Origin of the sequence: Micromonospora sp. URMC 107 (assembly GCF_051386315.1) — a bacterium.
GTDB lineage: Bacteria > Actinomycetota > Actinomycetes > Mycobacteriales > Micromonosporaceae > Micromonospora.
Genome location: NZ_JBPQTK010000006.1, coordinates 38387 through 63814, shown reverse-complemented (window position 1 = coordinate 63814; position 25428 = coordinate 38387). Strand labels below are relative to the sequence as shown.

Annotated in this window: 21 protein-coding genes; 19 read left to right on the top strand and 2 right to left on the bottom strand. The window is 71.7% G+C overall.

The window, feature by feature from the left end:
* Positions 1–8 precede the first annotated feature (8 nt).
* The 5 genes from ACSNN9_RS02535 to ACSNN9_RS02515 all read left to right on the top strand — a co-directional run bounded on the left by ACSNN9_RS02535 (position 9) and on the right by ACSNN9_RS02515 (position 8281).
* Positions 9–3971 (top strand): S8 family peptidase, encoded by a 3963-nt coding sequence (locus tag ACSNN9_RS02535; protein ID WP_436670997.1) that lies wholly within the window; start codon positions 9–11, stop codon positions 3969–3971.
* Positions 3972–4410: 439 nt separating this feature from the next.
* On the top strand, positions 4411–5217 hold the full coding sequence (locus ACSNN9_RS02530) for a M23 family metallopeptidase (RefSeq protein ID WP_436670996.1): 807 nt from the start codon (positions 4411–4413) through the stop codon (positions 5215–5217).
* Positions 5218–5470: 253 nt separating this feature from the next.
* Complete coding sequence (locus ACSNN9_RS02525; RefSeq protein WP_436670995.1) at positions 5471–6190, top strand: SanA/YdcF family protein; 720 nt, start codon at positions 5471–5473, stop codon at positions 6188–6190.
* A gap of 258 nt (positions 6191–6448) precedes the next feature.
* Complete coding sequence (locus ACSNN9_RS02520; RefSeq protein WP_436670994.1) at positions 6449–6943, top strand: hypothetical protein; 495 nt, start codon at positions 6449–6451, stop codon at positions 6941–6943.
* A gap of 93 nt (positions 6944–7036) precedes the next feature.
* Complete coding sequence (locus ACSNN9_RS02515) at positions 7037–8281, top strand: MFS transporter (protein ID WP_436670993.1); 1245 nt, start codon at positions 7037–7039, stop codon at positions 8279–8281.
* Positions 8282–8398: 117 nt separating this feature from the next.
* Here ACSNN9_RS02515 and ACSNN9_RS02510 read toward each other — a convergent pair whose 3' ends face one another.
* Complete coding sequence (locus tag ACSNN9_RS02510) at positions 8399–8764, bottom strand: DUF4259 domain-containing protein (protein ID WP_436670992.1); 366 nt, start codon at positions 8762–8764, stop codon at positions 8399–8401.
* A gap of 380 nt (positions 8765–9144) precedes the next feature.
* Here ACSNN9_RS02510 and ACSNN9_RS02505 point away from each other — a divergent pair, with 380 nt between their 5' ends.
* A complete protein-coding gene (locus ACSNN9_RS02505; protein ID WP_436670991.1) occupies positions 9145–10038 on the top strand; it encodes an SGNH/GDSL hydrolase family protein in 894 nt (297 codons plus the stop codon).
* Between the two features lie 248 nt (positions 10039–10286).
* Here ACSNN9_RS02505 and ACSNN9_RS02500 read toward each other — a convergent pair whose 3' ends face one another.
* Positions 10287–12302 (bottom strand): endo-1,4-beta-xylanase, encoded by a 2016-nt coding sequence (locus ACSNN9_RS02500; protein WP_436670990.1) that lies wholly within the window; start codon positions 12300–12302, stop codon positions 10287–10289.
* 470 nt (positions 12303–12772) lie between these two features.
* Here ACSNN9_RS02500 and ACSNN9_RS02495 point away from each other — a divergent pair, with 470 nt between their 5' ends.
* From ACSNN9_RS02495 to yjfF, 13 genes are all read left to right on the top strand, one after another.
* Positions 12773–13384: a hypothetical protein gene (locus tag ACSNN9_RS02495; protein ID WP_436670989.1), complete on the top strand. Its 612-nt coding sequence runs from the start codon at positions 12773–12775 to the stop codon at positions 13382–13384.
* Between the two features lie 6 nt (positions 13385–13390).
* Positions 13391–13981: a MauE/DoxX family redox-associated membrane protein gene (locus ACSNN9_RS02490; RefSeq protein ID WP_436670988.1), complete on the top strand. Its 591-nt coding sequence runs from the start codon at positions 13391–13393 to the stop codon at positions 13979–13981.
* Positions 13978–14523, top strand: a complete 546-nt coding sequence (locus ACSNN9_RS02485; protein ID WP_436670987.1) for a hypothetical protein — start codon at positions 13978–13980, stop codon at positions 14521–14523. Before ACSNN9_RS02490 ends, ACSNN9_RS02485 begins: the two co-directional genes overlap by 4 nt.
* Complete coding sequence (locus tag ACSNN9_RS02480; RefSeq protein ID WP_436670986.1) at positions 14520–15455, top strand: peptidoglycan-binding domain-containing protein; 936 nt, start codon at positions 14520–14522, stop codon at positions 15453–15455. The genes ACSNN9_RS02485 and ACSNN9_RS02480 overlap by 4 nt, the downstream gene beginning before the upstream one ends.
* Positions 15452–15625 (top strand): hypothetical protein, encoded by a 174-nt coding sequence (locus ACSNN9_RS02475; protein WP_436670985.1) that lies wholly within the window; start codon positions 15452–15454, stop codon positions 15623–15625. The genes ACSNN9_RS02480 and ACSNN9_RS02475 overlap by 4 nt, the downstream gene beginning before the upstream one ends.
* Before the next feature lie 87 nt (positions 15626–15712).
* Positions 15713–16210: a hypothetical protein gene (locus ACSNN9_RS02470; protein WP_436670984.1), complete on the top strand. Its 498-nt coding sequence runs from the start codon at positions 15713–15715 to the stop codon at positions 16208–16210.
* Positions 16211–16483: 273 nt separating this feature from the next.
* Positions 16484–18004: a non-reducing end alpha-L-arabinofuranosidase family hydrolase gene (locus ACSNN9_RS02465; RefSeq protein WP_436670983.1), complete on the top strand. Its 1521-nt coding sequence runs from the start codon at positions 16484–16486 to the stop codon at positions 18002–18004.
* Between the two features lie 251 nt (positions 18005–18255).
* On the top strand, positions 18256–19926 hold the full coding sequence (gene araB / locus ACSNN9_RS02460; protein WP_436670982.1) for a ribulokinase: 1671 nt from the start codon (positions 18256–18258) through the stop codon (positions 19924–19926).
* Positions 19923–20606, top strand: a complete 684-nt coding sequence (locus tag ACSNN9_RS02455; protein WP_436670981.1) for an L-ribulose-5-phosphate 4-epimerase — start codon at positions 19923–19925, stop codon at positions 20604–20606. The genes araB and ACSNN9_RS02455 overlap by 4 nt, the downstream gene beginning before the upstream one ends.
* A gap of 135 nt (positions 20607–20741) precedes the next feature.
* A complete protein-coding gene (locus ACSNN9_RS02450; protein ID WP_436670980.1) occupies positions 20742–21734 on the top strand; it encodes an ABC transporter substrate-binding protein in 993 nt (330 codons plus the stop codon).
* A gap of 90 nt (positions 21735–21824) precedes the next feature.
* Positions 21825–23366 carry a sugar ABC transporter ATP-binding protein gene (locus tag ACSNN9_RS02445; RefSeq protein WP_436670979.1) on the top strand — a complete coding sequence of 514 codons (1542 nt, stop codon included), beginning with the start codon at positions 21825–21827 and terminating at the stop codon, positions 23364–23366.
* Positions 23363–24433, top strand: a complete 1071-nt coding sequence (locus tag ACSNN9_RS02440) for an ABC transporter permease (protein ID WP_436670978.1) — start codon at positions 23363–23365, stop codon at positions 24431–24433. The genes ACSNN9_RS02445 and ACSNN9_RS02440 overlap by 4 nt, the downstream gene beginning before the upstream one ends.
* Complete coding sequence (gene yjfF / locus ACSNN9_RS02435) at positions 24430–25422, top strand: galactofuranose ABC transporter, permease protein YjfF (RefSeq protein WP_436670977.1); 993 nt, start codon at positions 24430–24432, stop codon at positions 25420–25422. Before ACSNN9_RS02440 ends, yjfF begins: the two co-directional genes overlap by 4 nt.
* Positions 25423–25428 lie beyond the last annotated feature (6 nt).

Genomic DNA, 25428 nt, shown 5'->3' with positions numbered 1-25428 from the left:
GAATATTCATGTCGAGCCTGATCCAACGGCGATCACGGCGTGGCGGGGTCGCCTGCGGCCTCGCCGTCGCGGTGGCCGTCGCCACCATCGGGGTCCCGTCGCCGGTGACCGCCGCACCGACGGCGGGCGAACCGGGGCCGAACCCGACCGCGACGAGCACCGCGACCACCGGGACCGGCGATGACCTCGAGGCGACCGTCACCCTGATCACCGGCCACCGGGTGCGGTACGTGGAGGCAGCGGACGGCAGGAGCAGCGCCACGGTGGTCAGCTCGCCGGGCGGCCCCGCCGCGGCGGACGCGTTCCGTTCCTACTCGGACCAGACCGGTGTCTACGTGATTCCCCAGTCGGCGCAGGGTCTGGTGGCCAGGGGCCTGCTGGACCGGGAACTGTTCGACGTGCGGTACCTGGCCCGCAACGGCTACGGCGACGACGCCGCCCAGGCGACGCCGGTGATCGTGAGCTACGGCGCGGGCGCGAAGGCCCGGGCGGCCTCCCCGGCGGCGCTGCCCGGCACCACCGTACGGCGTGACCTGCCCAGCGTGGCCGGCGCGGGCCTGGTCGTGGACAAGGCCAGGACGGGTGACTTCTGGACCGCGCTGACCGGTGGCGCCGGCCGGACCGCCGCGGCCCGTGGGCCGGCGGCGACCAGCGGACCGGTACTGGGCGCGGGAATCGGCAAGGTGTGGCTGGACCAGAAGGTCAAGGTCGACCTCGCCGAGAGCGTGCCGCTGATCGGCGCGCCGCAGGCGTGGGCCGCCGGGCTCGACGGGACCGGGGTGAAGGTGGCGGTGCTCGACACGGGCATTGACGCCGACCACCCGGACGTGCGGGGCAAGGTCGTGGGTTCGAAGAGCTTCGTGCCGGGCGCCGCGTCGGTGACGGACGGGCACGGCCACGGCACCCACGTCGCGGCCACCATCGCCGGCACGGGCGCCGGCTCGGCCGGGGCGCGCAAGGGCGTCGCCCCCGGCGCGGACCTGCTCGTCGCGAAGGTGCTCGACGACGCCGGCAGCGGTGACATGTCGTGGATCATCGACGCGATGGAGTGGGCCGCCACCAGCGGCGCGAAGGTCGTCAGCATGAGCCTCGGCGGTGCGCCGACCGACGGCACCGACCCGGCCAGCCAGGCGGTCAACCGGCTGACCGCCGAGACGGGCACGCTCTTCGTCATCGCCGCGGGCAACTCCGGCCAGGAGAACACGGTCGGCGCCCCCGGTGCCGCGGACGCGGCCCTGACCGTGGGTGCGACCTCCAAGACCGACGAACTCGCCAGCTTCTCCAGCCGCGGGCCCCGGCTCGGTGACCGGGCCATCAAGCCGGACATCTCCGCCCCGGGCGTGGGAATCGTCGCCGCCCGCGCCACCGGCACCTCGATGGGCACCCCGGTCGACGACCTCTACACCTCGGCGAACGGCACCTCGATGGCCACTCCGCACGTGGCGGGCGCCGCCGCGGTGCTGGCCCAGCAGCACCCGGACTGGACCGCCGCCCAGCTCAAGCCGACGCTGATCGGCACCAGCAAGGACAACGGCCACACCGCCTACGAGCAGGGCGCCGGACGGCTCGACCTGGCCCGCGCGGTGCGTCAGCAGGTCACCACCAGCACGGTGAACGTCGACTTCGGCACCGTGTCGCCGAACACCGATCCCCGCGTCGAGCGGCAGGTCGCCTACCACAACCCCACCGACGCACCGGTCACCCTCACCCTGACCCCGGCGCTGCACAAGGTCGGCGGCGGCGCGGTCACCGGCGCCCTCTCCACGGCCGCCTCCGTCACCGTGCCGGCTCGCGGCACCGCGCAGGCCACGGTGACCCTCGACGCCGCCGGGCTCGACATCGGCAGCTACACCGGGTCGCTCGTCGCCACCGACGAGGCCACCGCGACCCGGCTGACCCTCGCGGTCGGGCTCGTCCGGCAGCCGCCGATGCGCCAGATCACCACCCGGATCCTCAGCCGGCCCGGCGAACCCATCGCCATCGGGGCCGCCCCCTGCGACTTCCGCAACCTCCGGGACGACACGAACTACCAGGTCATGATGACCGTCCCGCTGGGCGGCAAGGACATGCAGGGCACCGGGTACGTCCCGGACGGCGAGTACCACCTGAGCTGCTGGGGCGCCTACTGGGGCGACGGGAAGTCGTTCCGGCACCAGGCCTGGATCGAGGACCCGCAGTACAAGGTCACCGGGAACACCACCATCGAGTTCGACCTCGCCCGCGACCTGGTGGAGGTCAAGAAGATCGACACGCCGCTGCCGAGCGAGGCGGTGCACCGGGCCATGGGCAGCAGCTTCTCCACGGCGTCCGGCGCCAACTACGCCAGCGTCTGGTACAGCGGCCCGGGGCACGGGTACAGCTGGCGGACCCACGTCGTGCCGACCTCGGCCAAGCCGACCATCGGTGACTACTGGACCTGGTTCGAGCAGATGCTCGCCGCGCCGGAGGCCACCACCACGGTGCACGGCAACGGCCGGGTGAAGGTCGCCCCGACGTACCTCACCGACGCCGAGTTCGCGCCCAAGTTCACCACCGACCAGCGGCTCCAGCTCGCCAGCCGGGCGGACCTGCTGGCCGGGCGCGACGTCAGGGGCAAGCTCGTCTTCCTCGACACCCCGGCCGACGCCTGGTACGTCGACGAGGTCGAGCGGGCCGCCGACGCCGGAGCGGCGGGCGTGCTCCAGTACTTCGCCGGCCGCGACGATCCCGGCTCCTACGACCAGATCCCCCCGTACGACGTCGTCAAGCCCCGGCTGCCGCTGCTGTGGCTCGACGGTGACCAGGGGGCGAAGGTGGCGAAGGTGCTCGCCGGCGCGAAGCGTCCCTACGTCGACATCGACGCCCAGGTCGTCAGCCCGTACGTGTACAAGCTGCGCCCGCACACCGAAGGCCGGATGCCCGCCAAACCGGTCGGCGCCGTCCGGCACGGGGGCCTCGTCCAGGTCCGCAGCGAGCAGCACGCCCAGGTCTCCGTGCCGCAGTACGAGACGAACGCCCACGACGTCAGCCACACGTACTCTCCCGGGCAGAACTTCAGCGCCAACGCCGCGCACCCGTACAACGTGCCGGTAGCCCGGACCGAGTACTACAACGCGTCCGGTCCGGATGTTCTCTGGGCGCGGTACTTCACCGTGCGCAACCCCGCCGACGACACCACCCGAGGCTCCGACCAGGTGGGCAGGTTCCCCCGGGCGACCACGAGGACGGAGAAGATCCACCAGCCGCCGGTCGTGCTGGGTGCGCTGCCGGACGACTCCGGCCTGCCCACCACCTGCATGGGGTGCCGGGACGGGGACAGCATCTACCTGCTGGAACGCTCGTCGTCGGCGGCCGACCTGACAAGTACGGTCTCGGGCGGCCGCCGGGTGCAGGCGACCCTCGAACGCGACGGCGTCCGGATCACCCCGAACCCGCCGCCGGGCCGGGGGACGAACTTCATGCACTGGACCGTGCCGTCGGCGCCGGGCCAGTACACGCTGCGCACCGTCCGCAACGACAACTTCTCCGGGCAGACCCTGGCGAAGCGGATCGCCACCGACTGGACGTTCCGGTCGGCCAGCGCGACCGGCACCGTGCGGCAGCCGGCGTCCTGCTACACCGAGCAGATCCGCATCGGTAGCGGCCGGTGCGACTGGCAGCCGCTGATCCAGCTCGAACACGACTTCGACCTGTCGCTGACCGACACCACACAGGCCGGGCGGGCGTACCGGTTCGAGGTCACCCCGCACGCCGCGCCGAACGCTCCCCGGATCGCCGGGCTGCGTACCTGGGTGTCGTACGACGACGGGGCCACCTGGAAGCAGGCGGCAGTCGTGCCGGGCCTCGGCGGCAGTTACCACGCGTTGGTCGTACACCCGAAGCTGGCCGAGACCAGCGGTGCGGTGTCCGTACGCACGGAGGCCTGGGACCGGTCGGGCAACCGCGTCGTGCAGACCATCGACCGCGCCTACGGCCTCACCGACGCCCGGTAACCCTCACCCCCGCACCCTGGTGGCCCTCCGCGCTCCTGTCGCGGAGGGCGACCGTTCTTTCACGTGGGGCTCGCGCGTACCCCCGCCGGTCACGTCCCGGGCGGCGGTGGTGTCGGCTCTGCGTGGACTTCCCCGCCGCATCCGCTGTTCTTCTCGCCCGTCAGCACCTTCACGTCCCGGCCTTGACCGAGGGCCGGCGCCGCCGGGGTGGCCGACGTGGCTTCGGGCCGTACCAACCGGGCGGAAACCGAGCCTTGACACCAATGGAGTTGTTCGATCCCTTAATATTCAAGATCCCAGATGCATGTGGGGTCGGCTGGTTCGCCGCGAAGAGGTTGGTCGGCCCGTCCCGATCCAGCGGCCCGGAACTGGGCAGCAGTCACAGTCGGCGGTCTCCTCGATGCTGATTGTTCGTTTTTCACTGTGAGCAAGGGGCCGAATGCAGACATTCGACGAAACATCGCCGGGGGATGGGTCGGCGTCGCGTGGCATCGACCGTCGCCATCTGCTTGGCCTGGTCACCGCCACGCTGGCGGCCGGCATCATTCCGGAAGCGTGGCTCGCGGAAGCCGCGTACGGCGCAACGCCGAGATGGAACCGGCCATTCGACAAATGGGTTCCGGTCACGTCTTCGTACGGGATGCGGACAGATCCGATAACTGGCCAGTCCAGGATGCACAACGGCACGGACTACAGCTACTCGGGGATCCTCGGCTATCCGATCCGTTCTATCGCGGCGGGCACTGTAACCAGCGTCTCGTACAGCGCGAGCGGCCTTGGCCACTACGCCACCATCACGCACGCCGATGGTTGGCGGAGTGTCTACGGGCACATGCGGGAGGCTCCCAGGGTCGGGACGGGCGCGCAGGTCGCCGCCGGCCAGCACATCGGCGGCGTGGGATCCACCGGCCACTCCACCGGCCCGCACCTGCATCTTGAGATCTTCCAGCCGAACGGTCAGCGGGTTGACCCCGAGTCGGTTCTCACGGGTGCCCCGTACGCCGGGGCGCCCGGATCTCCCCCTGAGATTGTCACGAAGGATGGACTGATGTACCTCATCTGGAGCACCGGCGGCACCGGTTACCTGGTCACCCCCAACCGCGTCATCGGGCTGCGGTCGATGGCGCACTACAACCTGTTCAAGCGGATCATCAACTCGAACCAGGCCGCCGCCCAGCCTGAGGTCTTCAACGCACTGGAGATCGACCAGATCAACGCGTACCTCAACGGGACGGTGCCTGCCTGATCCGTCCCCGGGGTGACCCCGGAGACGCCGGGCCGGCTCGCTGCGTCAGAAGCGGGCCGGATTCCGGCATCTCACGGTTGACCGCTCGGCCGTCCGGCAGCATCGCCATCGACGCCCAGATCGGCACCACAGGTGCCGATCTGCCTCAGCAGCTGTCACCGCCGCCGAGGGCCGGTCAGCCGCTCTCCGCCGTTGGCGACGCGCACGGCCAGGGGCGGCACCGGTCGTCGGGCGGCCCTGGGATACTCGCCCCATGCGGCCCCGACTCCCCACGCTGACCCGAAGGCCGCGCCCGGCCGCTCGCCGGCGTACGCCCTGGCTGCGCCGCGCCGTCGTCGCGGCCGTCGTCGGCGCGGTGCTCCTGACCGGCGCCACCCTGGCCAGCGTGCACTGGATCCGCGGTGGGGCGGACGGGCACATCTTCACCGAGCAGGACGTCCCCGAGGCGCCGGTCGCCCTGGTGCTGGGCACCAAGGTCCACCCCGACGGGACCCCGTCGCCGTTCCTCACCGGCCGCCTGGAGATCGCCCGGCGGCTGCTCGCCACCGGCAAGGTACGCGCCATCCTGCTCTCGGGCGACAACATGGACCCCGACTACGACGAGCCCGGCGCGATGCGGCGCTGGCTGGTCGACAACGGCGTGCCGGCGACCAGGGTGGTGCTGGACCATGCCGGCTTCGACACGTACGACTCGTGCGCCCGCGCGAAGCGGGTCTTCGGGGTGGAGCGGGCGACGGTGGTGACCCAGTCCTTCCACCTACCCCGCGCCGTGACGGTGTGCCGGCGCCTCGGCGTCGACGCCAACGGGGTCGGCGACGAGACCGCCCGCCGGTACGACAGGACGTGGCGGATCAGCTCCACCCGTGAGTACGGCGCCTGCGTGAAGGCCGCCCTCGACCTCCTCTCCGGCCGCGATCCGGCGCACCTCGGCCGCCGCGAGACCGGGGTGCAGGACGCGCTACGCGACGTGTGAGACCCGCCGCCACGGCATGGGTCCGGCGTCGGCTGCTCAGGCACTCGCCGTCGCGCCGACAGCCGTCGCACCCGGCCATTATGGGTGCCCGGCGGCACGCGAACCGCCCACCCGCGAACCGCCCGGCTGCCGAAGCGCGCCGAAGGCACCGCGCCTCCCGGGCCGACCCCGTGCCCCGGTCGTCGATCGGAGGATCACGACCGCGGCGACGCAGCACACAGGACAGAGGCCCGGGCGAGGCTGTGTGACACTCTGCGGGTGACGTCGCCTCCGCCGCCGAGCGAGCCCGGCCAGCCGACCTCCACGCCACCAGCGCCCGGGGGCCCGCCACCGGTGTCGCCGCCACTGCCACCACCGCCCCCGCCGCCGGCGAGGATCGGGCAGTGCGTCGTCGTCAGCGTGGCGGGCAGCTTCCAGGGCATCGGCAACTGCAACGGCAGCAGCGGCACCTACCGGGTCGTCTCGGTGGACTACTCCCAGGGGCAGTGCGCCGATCCCGGATCGGCGTACCTCACCGAACGCGGCTATCGGCTCTGCCTGGAGCGCCACCTGGTGCGTCTGCGCTGCTACAGGTTCCCGACCGGCGACGGCTGGATCGTCGGGGCGCCGAAGTGCAAGGCGAAGGGCACCGTCCACATCATCGACATCGTGCCCGGCGCCACCAACGGAAACAGCTGCACGCGGGACCAGAGATGGAACCGCTGGTACCGATTCACGAATCCCACCGTGGTCTATTGCGTGATGAAGTACTAGGCAGTGTCGCGAAGCCGGGTGCGGCGTGTCGGTGGTCTACCTCCGGGAGTGGAGCGTGTGGATGACGCCGCCGATGTGGGAGGAGAACGCGCCATGGGTAGGCCGTCGGCGGTCGACTCCCCATCGTCGCGCGGGGTAGGTGCGGGCGGCGGGTCGGCGTGGCGGGTGGTCGTCGGGTTCGGTGTGGTGAGCCTGGCCGCGGACATGGTGTACGAGGGCGCCCGCTCGATCCATGGGCCGCTGTTGGCCTCGCTGGGCGCGTCGGCCGTCGTCGTCGGGCTGGTAACCGGCGCCGGTGAGGCGGCGGCGCTGGTGCTGCGGCTGGTGTCCGGGCCACTGGCGGACCGGACCCGCCGGTACTGGTCGTTGACGATTCTCGGGTACGGGCTGACCGCGGTTTGCGTGCCGCTGCTCGCTGTCACCCCGCTGTTGGGCGGCGCTGGCCTCGCCGTCGCCGCCGCGTTGATCCTCGCCGAGCGACTGGGCAAGGCGATCCGTAGCCCGGCGAAGTCAGCGCTGCTGGCCGACGCCGCCAGCCGCGTAGGCCTGGGGCGAGGGTTGGGTGTCCACAAGGCGCTGGACCAGGTCGGCGCTTTCGCGGGCCCGCTGCTCGTCGCCGCGGTGGTCGCGATGGCCGCGGGGCCGCTGTGGCCGGGCCTGGCCGTCCTGACCGTGCCCGGTGTGCTCGCGATGCTGCTGCTGCTCACCATCCGGGGGCGGGCGGACGCTTCGCCGGCGCCCGGCGGGGCCACCGCGGCAGGTACCCCGTCGGTGGCGGGCCGGAAGCCGCTGCCTGCCCGGTTCCATGTTTTCGCGGCGGCGATGGCGCTGTGCACGGCGGGTCTGGTGACGTTCGGGTTGATCGGATTCCACCTCGTCCGCGCGGGTGTGGTCGCGGCCGCAGCGGTGCCGTTGGTGTACGCGGCGGCGATGGCCGCGGGCGCGTTCGCCGCCCTGCTGACGGGTGTGCTCTACGACCGGGCCGGGCCGTGGGTGCTGATCGCGTTGCCGGCGCTGGTCGCCGCCGTCCCCGCCCTGGTGTTCGGCGGTGGCCTGCCGCTGGCGTTGACGGGGGCGCTGGTGTGGGGTGCGGCCGTGGGGGTGCAGGACTCCACCGTCAAGGCGCTGGTCGCCGATCTCGTGCCGCGGGAGCGTCGGGCCACCGCGTACGGCGTCTTCGCCGCCGTGCAAGGCGCGGGGGCGCTGATCGGCGGTGCCGCGGCCGGTCTGCTGTACGAGTTCTCGCTGGCGAGTCTGGTGGTCGTGGTGGCCGTCACGCAGACCGTGGCCCTGGTCACGCTCGTGGGCGTCCTGACCGGGACCCGCCCAGCCCGCTGAAGCCAGCCGCCGACGCTCCGTCTGAGACGGCGGTAGGCCGTGCCGCACCGCCGGCCGGACCCGGGCCCGGCGTGCGCGTGTCGCGGCACCGGCTTGAACCTGCCGGCCGCCCGTTGCCTACTCCTTCGCCAACTCGGCGAGCTGGTCGAATGTACGCACGAGGGTCGCGCGCCGCTGCTGCCTGTATTCCGGACCGGGCCCCAAGCCGTCGATCGTCCGGTCCCAGACGGCCAGGTATCTGCTCTTCCAGCCGGCGATCGTCGACCGGTCGGGCAGGCTGACCCCGACGTAGTTCTGTCGTGCGATGAGGTGCAGCAGCTCAAGGTTGCAGGGCACCGCGACGCCCCAGTACTCGTCGGGCTCGATGCCTACCGGGTCGCCGGAGATCGCCTCCGTGACCTCGGCGATCAGCCGGTCGGTCAGGCCCGACAGGTGGTCGGCGGCCGTGTCGTCGTCGAAGTTTCCGCTGCCCCAGGTGCCCACTGATCCTCGCCCTCCCGGCTCCGAACGTCCGCCGCATTGAAGCAGGCACCACCGACACCGCCCAGCAGGGCGGCCCCCCCGGCGCCCTGCCCCGGGGCCGTTCAGGCCGGGGGTGACCGCCTCGTTCAGGTTCGCAGCAGCGCGTCGGCGCCCGTCCGGAGAGCGGCCGATGCCATGTCCTGCCCGGGCCTCGTCGCGGTCGAACCCCCTCACGGCACTGTGGCGTGCTGATGGGCCTGGACGATCGTCGGGTCGATCCGGGCGTGCCGGTCGCCCACCTCGTCGAAAGCCGACTGAAGCAATGGTCATCGATATTGACGTTCGACGACGGCGCGGACAGAATCACGGCACCCACCACGATCCTCTCTCTGGGAGATGCCGTGACCCGTCCCCGCCTGCCGTTGCTCCGGGCGGCCAGCCGGCTGGCCGCGTTCGCGGCGGCCACCGCCGGTGTGCTGCTCGCCTTCGCCGCACCGGCCAACGCCGCCGCACCCACCGGGCGCTACGTCGCGCTCGGTGACTCGTACACCTCCGCCCCGCTGGTGCCCACCCAGGTCGACCTGAACTGCCTGCGCTCCAGCCGCAACTACCCGTCGTTGGTCGCGGCCTCCGCCGGCTCGTCGTCCTTCGCCGACGTGAGCTGCTCCGGCGCCACCACCGAGGACATCCTCGTCGGCGGCAGCGGCGCACTGGGCATCTCGCTGCCGCCGCAGCTCAACGCGATCACGCCGGACACGAGCCTGGTCACCGTGCAGATCGGCGGCAACGACATCGGTTTCTCCGGCATCATCAGCGACTGCGCGGAGGCGAGCCTGAGCAGCCCGCTCGGCTCCCCGTGCAAGAACCGGTACACCGCCGGAGGCGTCGACCAGTTGCAGGCCAGGATCGCCGCCACCGCGCCGAAGGTGACCGCCGTGCTGCAGGCGGTCCGCCGGGCGGCTCCGGGCGCGCGGGTCGTGGTGCTCGGGTACCCGGCGATCCTGCCGGACAGTGGTTACGGCTGCTGGCCGGTGGTCCCGATCGCCTACCAGGACGTGCCGTACCTGCGCGGCGTCCAGAAGTCGCTGAACACGATGCTCGCGAACACCGCGGCCGCGAACGACGCCAGCTACGCCGACGTCTACGCCCCGTCGGTCGGCCACGACACGTGCCGGAGCAGCAGCACCCGGTGGGTCGAAGGGCTGGTCCCGCAGAACGCCGCCGCCCCGTTCCACCCCAACGCCAGGGGCGAGCAGGGCATGGCCGACGCGCTGCTGGCCAAGCTGAACAGCTGACTGGTCGTCCCCGCCGGCGGGGAACGGGCTCATCCACCGCCGGCACGGACCACCGTGCCGGGGGGGGGGGGGGGGGGGGGGGGGGGGGGTGGCCGGGCCTGCCCAGCCCGGCCACCGCCCACCACACCCCGCTGACGCCTCCGGTACCGCGAGGGCCCGACAAGGTCTCGACCAGGACGTCGCGCTGTGCGGTGCCTGGTCACCGACCAGTGGCGGGCAGGTCGCCTCGGCGGTACGGCGGCCAAGGGTCAGCCGGCCGTACAGGCCAGCCCGTCGAGGGTGAGGCCGACCGGGCGGTCGTTGCTCGTGCGCCAACTGGCGAGGAAGCCGAACTCGACCGTCCCGCCGGCGGGCAGGGCGGAGTTCCAGGACGTGGGGGTGACCGTCACGTCCGGGCCGTCCTGCCGAACCGTGCCGTTCCAGAGCTGGCTGATCACCTGCCCGTCCGGGAACCGCCAGCGCACCGTCCAGCCGTCGTGTGCCCGTGGCCCGGTGTTGGTGATCCTGAGGCTCGCCTGGAAGCCGCCCGGCCACTGGTTGGTGACGGTGTACGCCGCCCGGCAGGTGTCCGGCCCCGTCGTCGGCGTGGGCGTCGGGGAAACCGTGGGGGAGACGGTCGGGCCGACCGTGGGGGAGACCGTGGGGCTGACGGTCGGCGTCGGGGTCGGGTCGATCCGGGTCGGGTCGACGATCCCCCAGTACGCCGGCTTGGCCTGGAGTTCCGTGTCGAACAGCAGCGGCGCGTCCTTGCGGGCCACCGGGAAGGTGTCCAGCCAGGTGTCGTCGTCCGCCAGCCCCCACAGGGTCACCGAGGTCAGTTCGTCGGCGTAGCGGCGGTAGAGGGCGAAGAGGTCCCGGTACCGGTACGCCTGGGTCAGCAGCCGGTCGGCCGGCGGGGTGGGGAAGGACTCGTCGTTGTTCACGTAGATGCTGACGTCCATCTCGGTGACCTGCTGCTCCACGCCGAGCGGGATGAACGCCCGGAGCATCGCCTCGGTCTCGGCGATCGAGGGCCACTGGACGTTGACGTGCATCTGGTGCCCGACGCCGTCGACCGGCACCCCTTCGGCGCGCAGCCGGCTCACCAGGTCGCGCAGCTTGTCGCGCTTGGCCGGCACGTTGGTGTTGTAGTCGTTGAGGTAGAGCTTGGCCGCCGGCGCGACCTCCCGGGCCACCCGGAACGCGGTCCGCAGGTAGTCCAGCCCGCTGATCTCGTACCAGCGGCTGCGCCGCAGCCCGTCGGACTGGTTCTCGTCGATCACCTCGTTGGCGACGTCCCACACCCCGATGGCGTCGCCGTACCGGCCGACGACCGCGCGGATGTGCGCCTCCAGCCGGGACAGCAGCAGGGCCTTGTCGGCCGGGTCCGAGGTCAGCGGGGTGCCGTCGGTGTCGGTGAAGACCCAGGCCGGGGTCTGCTGGTGCCAGACGAGGGTGTGTCCGCGTACCGCCAGGCCGTTGCCGGTGGCGAAGGCGACCTGCGCGTCGGCGTCGGCCCACCGGAAGGTGCCCTCGGCCGGCTGGGTGGCGTCCCACTTGAGCGCGTTGCCGGGGGTCACCGTGTCGAAGTGCCGGCGCAGCAGGACCGCCTGGTCGCCGATGGTCTGCCGGTTGCCGATCGCCGCCCCGATCGGGAAGTCGGCGGCCAGCACCTCGCGCAGGGCCGGGATGTCGGTCTGCACCGGCTTGGTCGGCTGGTACGCCATGGTGAAGTCGTCGATGTGCAGGTCGGCGGTGCCGCTGGCGGTCTCCACGTACGCCGACAGCCCGTCCACGTCGTGCGCGAGCACGTAGGTACCACTGAGCCGGACCCAGGCGTCGGCGGTGACCGTGGTGTCACCCACCACCTGGTCGTAGGCGGAGGCGCCGCCGGAGTCGCGTTGCACGCTGAGCCGGACCTGGCCGGGCGACTGGCCGGCGGCGAGCCGCACCCACACCGCCAGCGTGTAGCGGGTTCCCTTGACCATCTCGTCGAGCAGGTCGAGGGCGGGACCCTGCCAACTCGCGGTGCGGCCGGAGGCGAGCAGGCTGCGGGTGCCGCCGTGGGCGACGGCGGTGCTGACCGCCACGGTCTCACCGGCCCGGGCCCGGAAGCCCTGGGTGGTGCCGTCCTCGAAGGTGGCGTCGCGCACCAGGACGGGATCGGCGGCGCGGGCGGGCGGCGTGGTCAGCGGATCGGCGGCGGCCACGGCGACGGTGGCGAGGCAGGCCAGGGCCAACAGCCCCGGCAGGAGGCGGTGACGGCGCGTCCAGGGAGCGCGCATGGCGGTGTCCTTCCGGTACGGATGGATGCGCGCGGACCGCTGGGCGAGGTTCTCGCGGACACGGTCGCACGCCGGTCGACCGGCATGAGCCCGCATGCCGGTGGTGGGTGGTCCCGCTCCGCTCGCGGCACCCGTGCCGGGCGCCGCTGTCGAGGACTGATGGTACGGATCACGGGCGCGGCGCTCCAGCGCCCGTGGTGAGCGGCGCGCCCCGCGACGCCCGCCATGGGCTTGAAGGAGCCGACGTCCGCGTGCCCGCGGCGTCGGCGGGCCGGGCTGTCACCGCCTGGTGACAATGATCGACCTTGTCAAATATTTACGTGTCCAGATATCGTTCCGGTGCCAAGTTCCGGACCCGGACGAAGGGCGGTCGCATGGCAGCCAGAGGGGCGCCGGTGACGCATCGGGCGATCGACCAGGGCCGATTCCAGCTCGATGGCTCACTCGACCTCAGCGCACCGTTCACATCCGTGGCCGACGTGACGATCGGCGGCCGACTGCAGGAGTTCACGGCCGGTTCGATCGGGCTCGCGGACGACGTGGCCCGGACGCTCGGCGTCGAGACGTTCGACGAGGAACTCACCTATCAGGGCGGAACGCTGCTGACCGCGCGCATCCGATCCTACGACCCGCAGATCCAGTTGGCCGAGGAGCGGCTCGTGGCGGTCTGGCGGGGGCGGCGACACTGCTTCTTCACCGAGATGTACGGCGCGGCGACCACCGACCTGCTCGGCGCGTTGCGGACGCTGCGCGTCGAGGAGCACGACGACGGGCTGGCCCTGCGCCCGACCTCGAAGACCGGGGCCGAGTTCGCCGAACCCGCCACCGTGCTCAAGGAGGTTCCCGGGCTCGGCCTGCTGGAGATCGCACCGCTCACCAAGCAGCGTGTCGGGCAACTGCCCTCCTGGCGCGGCCTGCGGACGCAGGCGGGCGAGCTCTTCCGGGACGTCCTGCCCGACGGGCAGCCCTACTTCGTGCTGGCCGCGGCGGACGCCTGGCTCAGCCTGGTGCCGTTCGCCGAAACGGACATGGAGCAGGTGCCCACTCTGGTCGACCGGCTCCGCGTCCAGAGGGCCCGGTAGGTCGCGGTGTCCGGACTGCTGGCCAGCGTGGCCACGTGCACCGTCCTGTTCACCCTGCTCGTCAGCACCGCCGAGCACCTGTCACGGCCGGCGGCGCTCGCCGAGGCCCTGGCCGCGCACCGGGTGCTTCCGGCTCCGGGCGCGGTCGCCGCCGTCGCCATCGCCGGCGAGGGCCTGCTCGCCGGGGCCGGGGTCGTGGCGCTGTTCCATCCCGGCGGCGGGGGCCCGCTCGTCGCCGTCCTCGTCGGCAGCGTCGCGCTACTCGCCCTGTACGCCGGCTACGGCCTGCACGTGAGGTCGACCGGGCGCGCCGGCTCGTGCGGATGCTCCCGCGTGGAACTGCCGATGACCGGCTGGGTGGTGGCACGGGCGGCGGTCCTGGCCGGGCTGGCCCTGGTCGCGCTGCTCCTGTCCGACTCGATCATTCCGGCGGATCGCGCCGACGCCTCGCTCGCCGTCGTGCTGCTGGCCTCCGCCACGTTCACCGCGCTGCTGTGGCACCTGCCCGCCGCCATGTACGAGCCGGCGACGGCGACAGCCCGGCGGCCCACCACCGGCCGGTCCATCGGCACGACAGAGGGAGGCCTGCCCGGATGAGCTTCCAGACCAGCGCACTGATCCTGAGCTGGATCGCGATACTTCTGCTGGCCTTCACGGTCTCGGGCCTGGTACGCCAGGTGCACGCGCTGTCGAGCGGGGCGGTGCAGCGTCGTCCCGAGTCGGTCGGTCTGCGGCCGGGCGCGCCGGCCCCCGGATTCGCCCGGTTGGCCCCGGCGGCCCCGGCGGTTCCGCTGGTGCTGCTCTTCCTGGAGCCCGACTGCGGGACGTGCACCGAGGTGCTGGCCGAGGCGAGCGACCACGTCCGCCCCGGCCTGGAGTTCCGGGTCCTCTACCGGGAGGACCCTCCGGCGCGGGCGGCGGAGCTGCCGATCACCGTGCTCGGCGGGCAGGCGGAACTGTTCGAGCGCTACGACGCCCTCGCCACCCCGTTCGCCACCGTCGTCGACCAGGCCGGGCGGGTGCTCCGCGCCGAGCCGCTCGGCTCCCGCGCGGCACTGCACCGCCTGCTCGACGAAGTCGACAGCCCACCCGGCGGCTCCGCACCGACGGCCGCCACGAATCGGGGAGGCCGGGCATGACCGGTATCGACGCCGTGCCCTGGTTGCGCGGAGACGACCCCGGGACCGGGCCCGCCGTCCGGCGGGTGCCGGTGCGGCCGGGCGGCCGGAGGCGTGTGGGGTGGGAGCTGTCGCGACGCACCCTGCTCCGGGCGGGCACCGCGGTGGGAATGGCCGCGCTCAGTGTGTTCCCGGCGGCCCGCCGCGCGTACGCCGACGGTTACACGATCTATGCCGGATGCCCGACGTACGCCAGCGACCACAACTGCTCACCGGGGTGCGGCCCGAGCACGATCTTCGCCGATTCCTGCAACACCAGCGGCACGTACACCGGATTCCACAAGAACGACGGCGTCACCTGGATCCTGCGGCCGAACCAGTGCTACGGCGGCACCTACGACGGCTGGTTGTGGGCCTACAACGGGGCGTGCGGCGCCTGCACCTGCTCGGTCGAACGCCGATGCCACGACGGGTACAAGAAGACCAGCTCGGGCTGGGTGAAGTCGATCTGCCGCTGGAACACCAAGTGCGGCTGCCTGGGCACGGCCAGCTGGCCCACCACCCGGCGGAGCAACACCGGGGTGAACGTCTACACCGTGCAGCACCTGCTGACCGCCCGCGGGCACGCGACCGGGATCGACGGGATCTTCGGCAGCGACACCGAGGCGAAGGTGAAGAGCTTCCAGACGGCGGCCGGCCTCGGCGCCACCGGTGTGGTCGACGCGACCACCTGGCCGAAGCTCGTGAGCACGGTCCGCTCCGGCAACAGCGGCCACGCCGTCAGCGCCGCCCAGCGCCAGCTGAACAGGCGCGGCTACGCGCTGGTGGTCGACGGGAACTTCGGCCCGGCGACGGACAGCGCGGCACGCGACTTCCAGCGGCAGAACGGGCTGACGGTCGACGGCGTGATCGGGGTCAACTCCTGGCGGACGCTGACCGGCGCCGCCGTATGACCCGGACGCTGCCGGGGCATGCCCGCGCGGCACTGCGCCGGGGCGGCGATCCCCTCGTACCCCTCCTGCTGCTCGCCGTCGGTGCGCTGGCCGCCGCCGCGTACGGACACGTGCTCACCTGGGCGATGATCGGAGGGCTCGCGGGTTACACGCTCTCCGGCTCCGTTTGAACGCACAACAGCGCGCACGCGCTGGCCTCGCCCGGGTGGCGGGATCGAGATCGGCAGGGCGTCGTCCTCGCCCTGTTCGTCACGGGGTTGGTCGCCGGTGGCCTGCTCAGCGGACTGGTGCTGGGGTTGCTCTCCGGCCTGTCCGCTCCGCTGCCCGTCCCGTGGCGGTACGCGGGCATCGTGGCGGTGGCGGTGCTGGGGCTGTTCCGCGAGGTGGGGCTGGTGTCCATCCGGCTGCCGCAGAACGCCCGGCAGGTGCCGCAGGACGTGCTTCAGCGCAGCCTGCGGCGCGGGGCGCTGCAGTTCGGCTTCGAGATGGGCACCGGGGTCCGCACCTACGTCTCGGCGAGCGCCCCGTACGTGCTGGCGGTCGCCCTGCTCCTCGGCGGTCAGCGCCTGCACGTCGCGATGCTCGCCGGGATCGGATTCGGTGTCGGACGCGCGTTGACCCCGCTGGCCCGCCGCGCCGCCGGCACCGGCGACAGGTGGGACGCCGACCTCCGGGTACGGATCCGGGCGATCACCGTCACGGCGGGCGTCGTGCTCGTGGCCGCCCTCGGCCTGCTGGCCGTGCGGCAGTTCTGAACGCGCGACGGTCCGTGGTCAGGAGGCCGGCCACCGCCTGGCGAAGCCGGCCGGCCACGACTTGACGGACGCCATGTTATCGCTCACAGTCGATGTCTAAGGGCGACGACAGTGCGGCTTACCGGGCAAGCCCTCCTCGTCGGACCCGGATCAGGCGCGCGCCGAGCCGAGCGGAAGTTGTTAGCGCTCACTTGCGGGTGCCGCGCGCAGGTCCTGCGTCGTGCTGCGCCCATCTCCGGGTAGTACGCAGGCTTTTGTCATCGAGGGAGGATCATGTCTGCATCTGGTAGGTCTCTAGCGATCGCGCCGCCGTCGCGGCGGCGTGGGTGGTTGCTGCGGGTCGTCGCCGCCGGCGTGGCCGTGCTGGTCGGTGGCGCCGCCGCGGCGGTGGCGTCGTCGTCGCCCGTCGCCGCGGCGACGGTCGACACGAGCGCGTGGTACGTGTTGGTCAACCGCAACAGCGGCAAGGCCCTCGACGTGTACAACCTGGCCACGAACGACGGCGCGCGGATCGTGCAGTGGGCGCGAAACAACGGCAACCAGCAGCAGTGGCAGTTCGTGGACTCGGGCGGTGGCTACTACCGCTTGCGCTCGCGGCTGTCCGGCAAGGTGCTGGACGTCTACAACTTCTCGACGGCCAACGGTGGCAGCATCGTGCAGTGGGCCGGCAACAACTCGACCAATCAGCAGTTCCGGTTGGCCGACTCCGCCGGCGGTCACGTCCGCCTGATCAACAGGAACAGCAACAAGGTGGTGGAGGTGCAGGGCGCCTCGACCGCCGACGGCGCGAGCATCGTGCAGTACGACGACTGGAACGGCAACAACCAGCAGTGGCAACTCGTCCGCGTCGACGGCGGGGGAAACCCCACCACGCCGCCGCCCGGCACGTGCGCTCTGCCGTCCACGTACCGCTGGACGTCGACAGGTTCGTTGGCGAACCCGAGGTCGGGGTGGGTGTCGCTGAAGGACTTCACCCACGCCCCCTACAACGGCCGGCAGCTGGTCTACGCGACCACGCACGACACCGGGACGAGGTGGGGTTCGATGAACTTCGGCCTCTTCACGAACTGGTCCGAGATGGCCTCGGCCAGCCAGAACGCGATGTCCTTCTCCGCCGTCGCGCCCACGCTCTTCTACTTCGCCCCGAGGAACATCTGGGTGCTCGCCTACCAGTGGGGTGGGACCGCCTTCTCCTACCGGACCTCGAGCGACCCCACCAATCCGAACGGATGGTCGTCGGAGCAGGTGCTCTTCTCCGGGAGCATCTCCGGCTCCGGTACGGGACCCATCGACCAGGCGGTCATCGGTGACAGCACGAACATGTACCTGTTCTTCGCCGGAGACAACGGCAGGATCTACCGGGCCAGCATGCCCATCGGCAACTTCCCGGGCAGTTTCGGCTCCACCTCGACGGTGATCATGAGTGACACGACGAACAACCTGTTCGAAGCCGTGCAGGTCTACAAGCTCCAGGGTCAGGACCGGTACCTCATGCTCGTCGAGGCGATCGGTTCGCAGGGCCGCTACTTCCGCTCGTTCACGGCCACCAGTCTGGGCGGTGCGTGGACGCCGCAGGCCGCGACCGAGAGCAACCCCTTCGCCGGCAAGGCCAACAGTGGCGCCACCTGGACCAACGACATCAGCCACGGCGAACTCATTCGCGGCAACGCCGATCAGACCATGACCGTCGATCCCTGCAACCTCCAACTGCTCTACCAGGGCCGGGCCCCCGACTCCGGCGGCGACTACGGCCTCCTGCCGTACCGGCCGGGTCTGCTCACACTGCAGCGCTGACGGCGTGGCGCAGGTCCGGTCCGGATGTTCCTGGCGTGCGCGGGAGCGGCGTCGTGCCGAGCGGTGAGCGTTGCCATCGCTCCCGGTCGGGATCGGGTGGGACCGGAGGGGGGGGGGGGGGGGGGGGCTCGGCGCAAGGTCGAGCCCGCCCCGGTCCACGCAGCCTCCCGTTGAGGGCTGTTTGTCGTCCAGCATCTTGACGACTGTGGATGTGAGCGTTAACACTAGATCGGCGTCGATCGGAGGTGGTCATGAGCGGTGTGGACGGCGAGCGGTACGTGGTCGGAGTCGACTACGGCACCCTCTCCGGGCGGGCCCTGGTGGTGCGGGTGCGCGACGGTGCGGAGGTCGGGACGGCGGTGCACGCGTACCGCCACGGCGTGCTGGAGGCCCAGCTCCCCGACGGCGGCCCGGCACTGCCCCCCGACTGGGCCCTGCAGGACCCGGAGGACTACCGCGACGTCCTGCGGCGCGCCGTCCCCGCCGCTCTGGCCGACGCCGGCGTGGATCCGTCGCGGGTGATCGGCATCGGCACCGACTTCACCGCCTGCACGGTTCTGCCGACGCTCGCCGACGGCACCCCCCTGTGCGAGGTCCCGGAGCTGCGCCACCGCCCGCACGCCTGGGTGAAGCTGTGGAAGCACCACGCCGCCCAGCCGCACGCCGACCGCATCAACGCGTTGGCCCACGAGCGGAACGAGCCGTGGATCGGCCGCTACGGCGGCAGGATCTCCGCCGAGTGGCAGTTCGCCAAGGGCCTGCAGCTCCTCGAGGAGGATCCGGAGGTCTACCGCCGCGCCGAGCGCTTCGTCGAGGCCGCCGACTGGATCGTGTGGCAGTTGTGCGACGCGGAGACCCGCAACGTGTCCACCGCCGGGTACAAGGGCATCCGGCAGGACGGCCGGTACCCGTCGACCGACTTCCTGCGCGCTCTCGACCCGGGCTTCGCCGACTTTGCGACCAAGCTGGACGGTCCGCTGCTGCCGCTCGGTGAGCGGGCCGGGCCCCTCAGCGCCCGCGCCGCCGCCTGGACCGGGCTGCCGGCGGGCATCGCGGTCGCGGTCGGCAACGTCGACGCGCACGTCACCGCGGCCGCCGCGCAGGCCCTGGAGCCCGGTCGAATGGTGGCCATCATGGGCACCTCCACCTGCCACGTGGTCAACGGCGCCCGTCCCGCCGAGGTGCCGGGGATGTGCGGCGTGGTCGACGGCGGCGTCAGCGCGGGCGCGTGGGGTCACGAGGCCGGGCAGAGCGGAGTCGGGGACATCTTCGGGTGGTTCGTCGAACAGGCCGCCCCGGCCGGGCTCGCGTCGCACGAGCGCCTCACCGAGCTGGCCGCCGGCCAACCGGTCGGCGCGCACGGCCTGATCGCGCTGGACTGGTGGAACGGCAACCGTTCGCTGCTGGTCAACCACGACCTCAGCGGGATGATCGTCGGGCTGACCCTGGCCACCCGGCCGCAGGACGTCTACCGGGCACTGCTCGAGTCCACGGCCTTCGGCACCCGGATGATCATCGAGGCGTTCGTCGAGGCCGGGGTGCCGGTGGACGACCTGGTCGTCGCCGGTGGTCTCACCTCGAACCGGCTGCTCATGCAGATCTACGCCGACGTCACCAACCGCCCGTTGGGCATCATCGGCTCCGCCCAGGGGCCGGCGCTCGGCTCGGCGATCCACGCGGCGGTCGCCGCCGGGGCGTACCCGAACGTCCACCGGGCCTCGGAGGCGATGGGCCGGGTGGATGAGGGCGTGTACCAGCCGGACCCCGACAACGTGCGGGCGTACGACGCCCTGTACGCCGAGTACCGGACACTCCACGACCACTTCGGTCGCGGCGGCGACGACGTCATGCTCCGCCTGCGGGCGATCCGGAACGCCGCCGTCGCGGCACCGGGTGAAGCGGTCCTGGAGGTGGTCGGATGAACACCGACGCGGCGCGGCAGGTCAGCGCCCTGCGGGAGACGGTGGCCCGCCTGCACGGCGAGTTGACCCGGTACGCGCTGGTCGCCTGGACCGCCGGCAACGTCTCGGCGCGGGTACCGGGGCAGGACCTCATGGTGATCAAGCCGAGCGGTGTCGACTACGACGCCCTGACGGCGGAGACCATGGTCGTCTGCGATCTGCACGGCACCGTGGTCGACGGGGACAAGGCGCCGTCCAGCGACACCGCCGCCCACGCCTACGTCTACCGGGCCATGCCACAGGTCGGTGGCGTCGTGCACACCCACAGCGGCTACGCCACCGCCTGGGCGGCGCGGGGCGAGTCCATCCCGTGCTTCTTGACCGCGCAGGCCGACGAGTTCGGCGGGGAGATCCCGGTGGGCCCGTTCGCGCTGATCGGCGGGGACGACATCGGCAAGGGGATCGTCAGCACCCTGTCCGGGCACCCTTCGCCCGCGGTGCTCATGCGCAACCACGGGGTCTTCACGATCGGCAGGGACGCCCGCGCGGCCGTCAAGGCCGCGGTGATGTGCGAGGACGTCGCCCGCACCGCGCACCTGGCCCGGGCGCTGGGGCAGCCGCTGCCGATGGCGCAGGCCGACATCAGCGCGCTCCACGACCGGTACCAGAACGTCTACGGCCAACGCTCGACCACCGGGTGACCGGGATCGCCACCACGCTCCTGATCGCCCTCCACCCGTCCGGCGCGGCCTCTTCTCGCACCAACGCCATCACCACATCCGGACACCGGCGCGCGCAGGCCACGTGTCCGGATTCCCCCGACCCGAGGAGAACCGATGAGAACCAGGAGAACGGCAGGCACGATCATCGCAGCCTTCGCCAGCGTGCTGCTCGCGGGCAGCGTGGCGGCCTGCGGTAACAGCGACACCGGCGGCGGCTCCGCCGACGACGGCAGGATCACGCTGGGCTTCTCGCAGGTCGGCGCCGAGAGCGGCTGGCGGACGGCGAACACCACCTCGATCAAGGAAGCCGCCGCGGAGGCGGGGATCGAGCTGAAGTTCGACGACGCGCAGCAGAAGCAGGAGAACCAGATAAAGGCGATCCGGAACTTCATCCAGCAGAAGGTGGATGTCATCGCCTTCTCGCCGGTGGTGGAGTCCGGTTGGGACACCGTGCTCAAGGAGGCCAGGGACGCCGACATCCCGGTGATCCTGACCGACCGCTCCGTCGACTCGGCCGACAAGTCCCTCTACAAGACCTTCCTCGGGTCGGACTTCGTCAAGGAGGGCCGGCTGGCCGGCGAGTGGCTGGTGGAGCGGACCAGGAGCGCCAGCGGCCCGGTGAACATCGTCGAGTTGCAGGGCACGACGGGCTCGGCGCCGGCCAACGACCGCAAGGAGGGCTTCGCCAAGGCGATCGCCGCCAACCCGAACCTGAAGATCGTCGCCTCGCAGTCGGGCGACTTCAAGCGGGCCGACGGCAAGCAGGTGATGGAGCAGTTTCTCAAGGCCAACCCGAAGATCGACGTTCTCTTCGCGCACAACGACGACATGGGTCTGGGCGCGCTGGAGGCGATCACCGCGGCCGGCAAGGTGCCCGGCAAGGACATCACCATCATCACCATCGACGCGGTGAAGGACGGTATGCAGGCCCTCGCGGACGGCAAGTTCAACTTCATCGCCGAGTGCAGCCCGCTGCTCGGCCCCCAGCTGATGGACCTGGCGAAGAAGGTCCACGCCGGCGAGGAGGTGCCCGCCCGGATCGAGACCGAGGAGACCACCTTCACCCAGGAGCAGGCCAGGGAGGCGCTGCCCAACCGCAGGTACTGACCGACGCCGGGGGCACCGTCCGCTGACGGCGCCCCCGGCCCCTCGCTCTGCCGTCCTCGTACCGACACCAACCAGAAGAGGTCCGATGGGATGACGGGTAGCCGTCCGGTCCTGACCATGACCGGGATCAGCAAGACCTTCCCCGGGGTACGCGCGCTCCACGACGTCGACTTCAGGCTGTTCCCGGGCGAGGTGCACGCCCTGATGGGCGAGAACGGCGCCGGCAAGTCGACCCTGATCAAGGTGTTGACCGGCGTCCACGCCGTCGACGCGGGCACCGTCGTCCTCGACGGTGAGCAGGTCGCCTTCAACGGCCCGATGCAGGCGTCGGCCTCCGGTGTGAGCACCGTCTACCAGGAGGTCAACCTCTGCGCCAACCTGTCCGTGGCGGAGAACATCTTCATCGGCCGGGAGCCCCGCCGTCTCGGCGCGATCCGCTGGGGCGAGACGCGGCGGCGGGCGCGGCACCTGCTGGCCCGGCTGGACCTCGACATCGACGTCACCGCGCAGCTCGGGACGTACTCCCTCGCGGTGCAGCAGATGGTCGCCATCGCCCGGGCGATCGACGTGCGTTCCCGGGTGCTGATCCTGGACGAGCCGACGTCCAGCCTGGACGCGGGCGAGGTCGCGCACCTGTTCCGGATCATGCGGCAACTGCGTGACGAGGGCATCGGCATCCTGTTCGTGACGCACTTCCTCGACCAGGTCTACGACATCGCCGACCGCATCACGGTGCTGCGCAACGGCGCCCTGGTGGGGGAGTACCGGACCGACGAGCTGCCGCAGTTGAGCCTCGTCGAGAAGATGATCGGCAAGGAGCTCGACGTCCTGGAGCGCCTCGACGGGCAACAGAAGCGCACCGTCGCCGTACGGTCCGACGCGGTGCCGCTGGTGGACGCGTCGGCGCTGGGCCGCGACGGCGCGGTCGCCCCCTTCAGCCTGCGGATCCACGCCGGCGAGGTGGTCGGGCTCGCCGGCCTGCTCGGCTCCGGCCGCACCGAGGTGGCGCGGCTGCTGTTCGGCGCCGACCGCGCCGACCGCGGCAGGGTCGCCATCGACGGCGGCGGGACGCGGTTGCGCCACCCGGGCCAGGCCATCGACCGCGGCGTCGGGTTCTGCTCCGAGAACCGCCGCGCGGAGGGCGTCATCCCCGAGCTGTCGGTGCGGGAGAACATGATCCTCGCGATGCAGGCGGCACGTGGCTGGCTGCGGCCGGTTCCCCGCCGCCGGCAGGACGAGCTGGTCGAGAAGTACGTCCAGGCGCTCGGCATCCGGCCGGCGAACCCGGACCTGCCGGTGCGCAACCTCTCCGGCGGCAACCAGCAGAAGGTGCTCCTGGCCCGCTGGCTCATCACCGAGCCGCGTCTGCTGATCCTCGACGAGCCGACCCGCGGGATCGACATCGGGGCGAAGGCCGAGATCCAGAAACTGGTGGTCCAGCTCTCCGACGACGGTATGGCGGTGCTGTTCATCTCCGCCGAGCTGGAGGAGGTGCTGCGGCTGAGCCACCGCGTCGCCGTCATGCGTGACCGGACGATGGTCGCCCAACTCGACAACGACGACACCCTCGACGCCGACCGCGTCATGCGGGCCATCGCCCGTGGGTCCGGCAGTGCGGAGGCGATCCGATGAACGCCGTCGCCGAACGCCTCCGGCCGCTGACCGGCCACCGCCTGTTCTGGCCGGCACTCGTGCTGCTGGTCATGATCCTCGCCAACACGGTCCACCGACCCGGCTTCCTCGCCGTCGAGGTCAAGAACGGGCAGCTCTACGGCACCCTGGTCGACATCCTGCGGCTGAGCGCCCCACTGATCCTGGTCGCGCTGGGCATGACCCTCGTCATCGCCACCGGCGGCATCGACCTCTCCGTCGGCTCGCTCTGCGCGATCAGCGGCGCCGTCGCCTGCCTGCACATCAGCGAGGCGTCCGACCAGGACAGCCCGTCGACCGTCCTCACGGCGCTGGCGTTGGCCTTCGGCGCCGCGCTCGTGCTCGGCGCCTGGAACGGGGTGCTGGTCGCCGTCATCGGCATCCAGCCCATCATCGCCACGCTGATCCTCATGGTGGCCGGCCGGGGGCTCGCGCAGCTGGTCACCGAGGGCCAGATCATCACGATCAACTCCGGTCCGTACCGGGCGATCGGGCTCGGACACTTCCTGACCCTGCCGCTGGCCGTCCTCGTCGCACTCGCGGCGGCCCTGCTCGTCGCCGCCTTCACCCGTCGTACCGCGCTCGGCCTGATCGTCGAGTCGGTCGGGGGCAACGCCGAGGCGAGCCGGCTGGCCGGCATCCGCTCCGGGCGCGTCATCTTCCTCGTGTACGTGGTCAGCGCCGCCTGCGCCGCGCTCGCCGGATTCATGATGACGGCGAACGTGTCCAGCGCCGACGGCAACGCCGCCGGCCTCTGGGTGGAGCTCGACGCGATCCTCGCGGTGGTCATCGGCGGCACCTCCCTCGCCGGCGGCCGGTTCTCCCTCGGCGGCACCGTCCTCGGCGCGCTGATCATCCAGACCCTCACCACCTCGGTCTACTCCCTGAACATCTCGCCGCAGACGGCCCTGCTGTTCAAGGCGGTCGTCGTCATCGCCGTCTGCCTCATCCAGTCGCCGGCGTTCCGGGCCAGGTTCCGCCGGCGACGGGGCGCGACCACACCTGGGCCCGCGGCGGCGCGGCGGAAGAAGGAGCAGGTGCCGGCATGAGCGGTACGTCGCTGACCATCGGCCGCACCTGGCGGCCCGGGGTGCCCCGGCGGCACGTCCCGGTCCTGGCCACGCTCGCCCTGCTGCTGGTCATGTACGGCGTCGGCGTGTCCCAGTACCGCGCGTTCTCCAACGTCCAGGTCGTCTTCAACGTCTTCATCGACAACGGGTTCCTGCTGGTCGTGGCGGTCGGCACGACCTTCGTGATCCTCACCGGTGGCATCGACCTGTCGGTCGGCTCCGTCGTCGCGATGACCGCGATGGTATCGGCCGCGTTGCTCCAGGACGGGCTGCCCGCGGTCCTGGTGCTGCTCGTCGCGCTGCTGATCGGCCTGACCCTCGGGTTCCTGATGGGCTGCGCGATCCACTTCTTCGAGATCCAGCCGTTCATCGTCACCCTCGCCGGGATGTTCTTCGCCCGGGGCATGTGCACGTTCATCAGTGACGCGTCCATCCCCGTCACCGACGGGTTCTGGACAGCCGTCTCCCAGCAGCGCATCGGCGATCCCGGCGGGAACTTCGTGTCGGTCAGCGTCCTGATCGCGTTCGCGGTGGTGCTCGTCGCCGCGTACGTGCTGACGTACACCCGCTTCGGCCGCAACGTGTACGCGATCGGCGGCAACGCGCAGTCGGCGGTGCTGATGGGCCTGCCGGTGGGGCGCACCCGGATCGCCGTCTACACGGTCAGCGGGTTGTGCTCGGCCATCGGCGGCATCCTGCTGTCGTTCTACACGCTCTCCGGGGCGCCGCTGATCGCCATCGGCATGGAACTGGACGTGATCGCGGCCGTCGTCATCGGCGGCACCGTGCTCACCGGCGGGTCCGGCTACGTCTTCGGCACCGTGCTCGGTGTGCTGGTGCTCGGCGTGATCCAGACCCTGATCACCTTCGACGGGAGCCTCAACTCCTGGTGGACGAGGATCGTGATCGGTGGCCTGCTCTTCGCCTTCATCCTCCTCCAGCGCCTCATCGGCATCCGCCTCAAGTGACCGCCC

Coding starts and splice junctions, on each gene's coding strand:
- ACSNN9_RS02535 (WP_436670997.1), top strand. CDS start 9: ATGTCGAGCCTGATCCAACGGCGATCACGGCGTGGCGGGGTCGCCTGC.
- ACSNN9_RS02530 (WP_436670996.1), top strand. CDS start 4,411: ATGCAGACATTCGACGAAACATCGCCGGGGGATGGGTCGGCGTCGCGT.
- ACSNN9_RS02525 (WP_436670995.1), top strand. CDS start 5,471: ATGCGGCCCCGACTCCCCACGCTGACCCGAAGGCCGCGCCCGGCCGCT.
- ACSNN9_RS02515 (WP_436670993.1), top strand. CDS start 7,037: ATGGGTAGGCCGTCGGCGGTCGACTCCCCATCGTCGCGCGGGGTAGGT.
- ACSNN9_RS02500 (WP_436670990.1), bottom strand. CDS start 12,302: ATGCGCGCTCCCTGGACGCGCCGTCACCGCCTCCTGCCGGGGCTGTTG.
- ACSNN9_RS02485 (WP_436670987.1), top strand. CDS start 13,978: ATGAGCTTCCAGACCAGCGCACTGATCCTGAGCTGGATCGCGATACTT.
- ACSNN9_RS02480 (WP_436670986.1), top strand. CDS start 14,520: ATGACCGGTATCGACGCCGTGCCCTGGTTGCGCGGAGACGACCCCGGG.
- ACSNN9_RS02475 (WP_436670985.1), top strand. CDS start 15,452: ATGACCCGGACGCTGCCGGGGCATGCCCGCGCGGCACTGCGCCGGGGC.
- ACSNN9_RS02465 (WP_436670983.1), top strand. CDS start 16,484: ATGTCTGCATCTGGTAGGTCTCTAGCGATCGCGCCGCCGTCGCGGCGG.
- araB (WP_436670982.1), top strand. CDS start 18,256: ATGAGCGGTGTGGACGGCGAGCGGTACGTGGTCGGAGTCGACTACGGC.
- ACSNN9_RS02455 (WP_436670981.1), top strand. CDS start 19,923: ATGAACACCGACGCGGCGCGGCAGGTCAGCGCCCTGCGGGAGACGGTG.
- ACSNN9_RS02450 (WP_436670980.1), top strand. CDS start 20,742: ATGAGAACCAGGAGAACGGCAGGCACGATCATCGCAGCCTTCGCCAGC.
- ACSNN9_RS02445 (WP_436670979.1), top strand. CDS start 21,825: ATGACGGGTAGCCGTCCGGTCCTGACCATGACCGGGATCAGCAAGACC.
- ACSNN9_RS02440 (WP_436670978.1), top strand. CDS start 23,363: ATGAACGCCGTCGCCGAACGCCTCCGGCCGCTGACCGGCCACCGCCTG.
- yjfF (WP_436670977.1), top strand. CDS start 24,430: ATGAGCGGTACGTCGCTGACCATCGGCCGCACCTGGCGGCCCGGGGTG.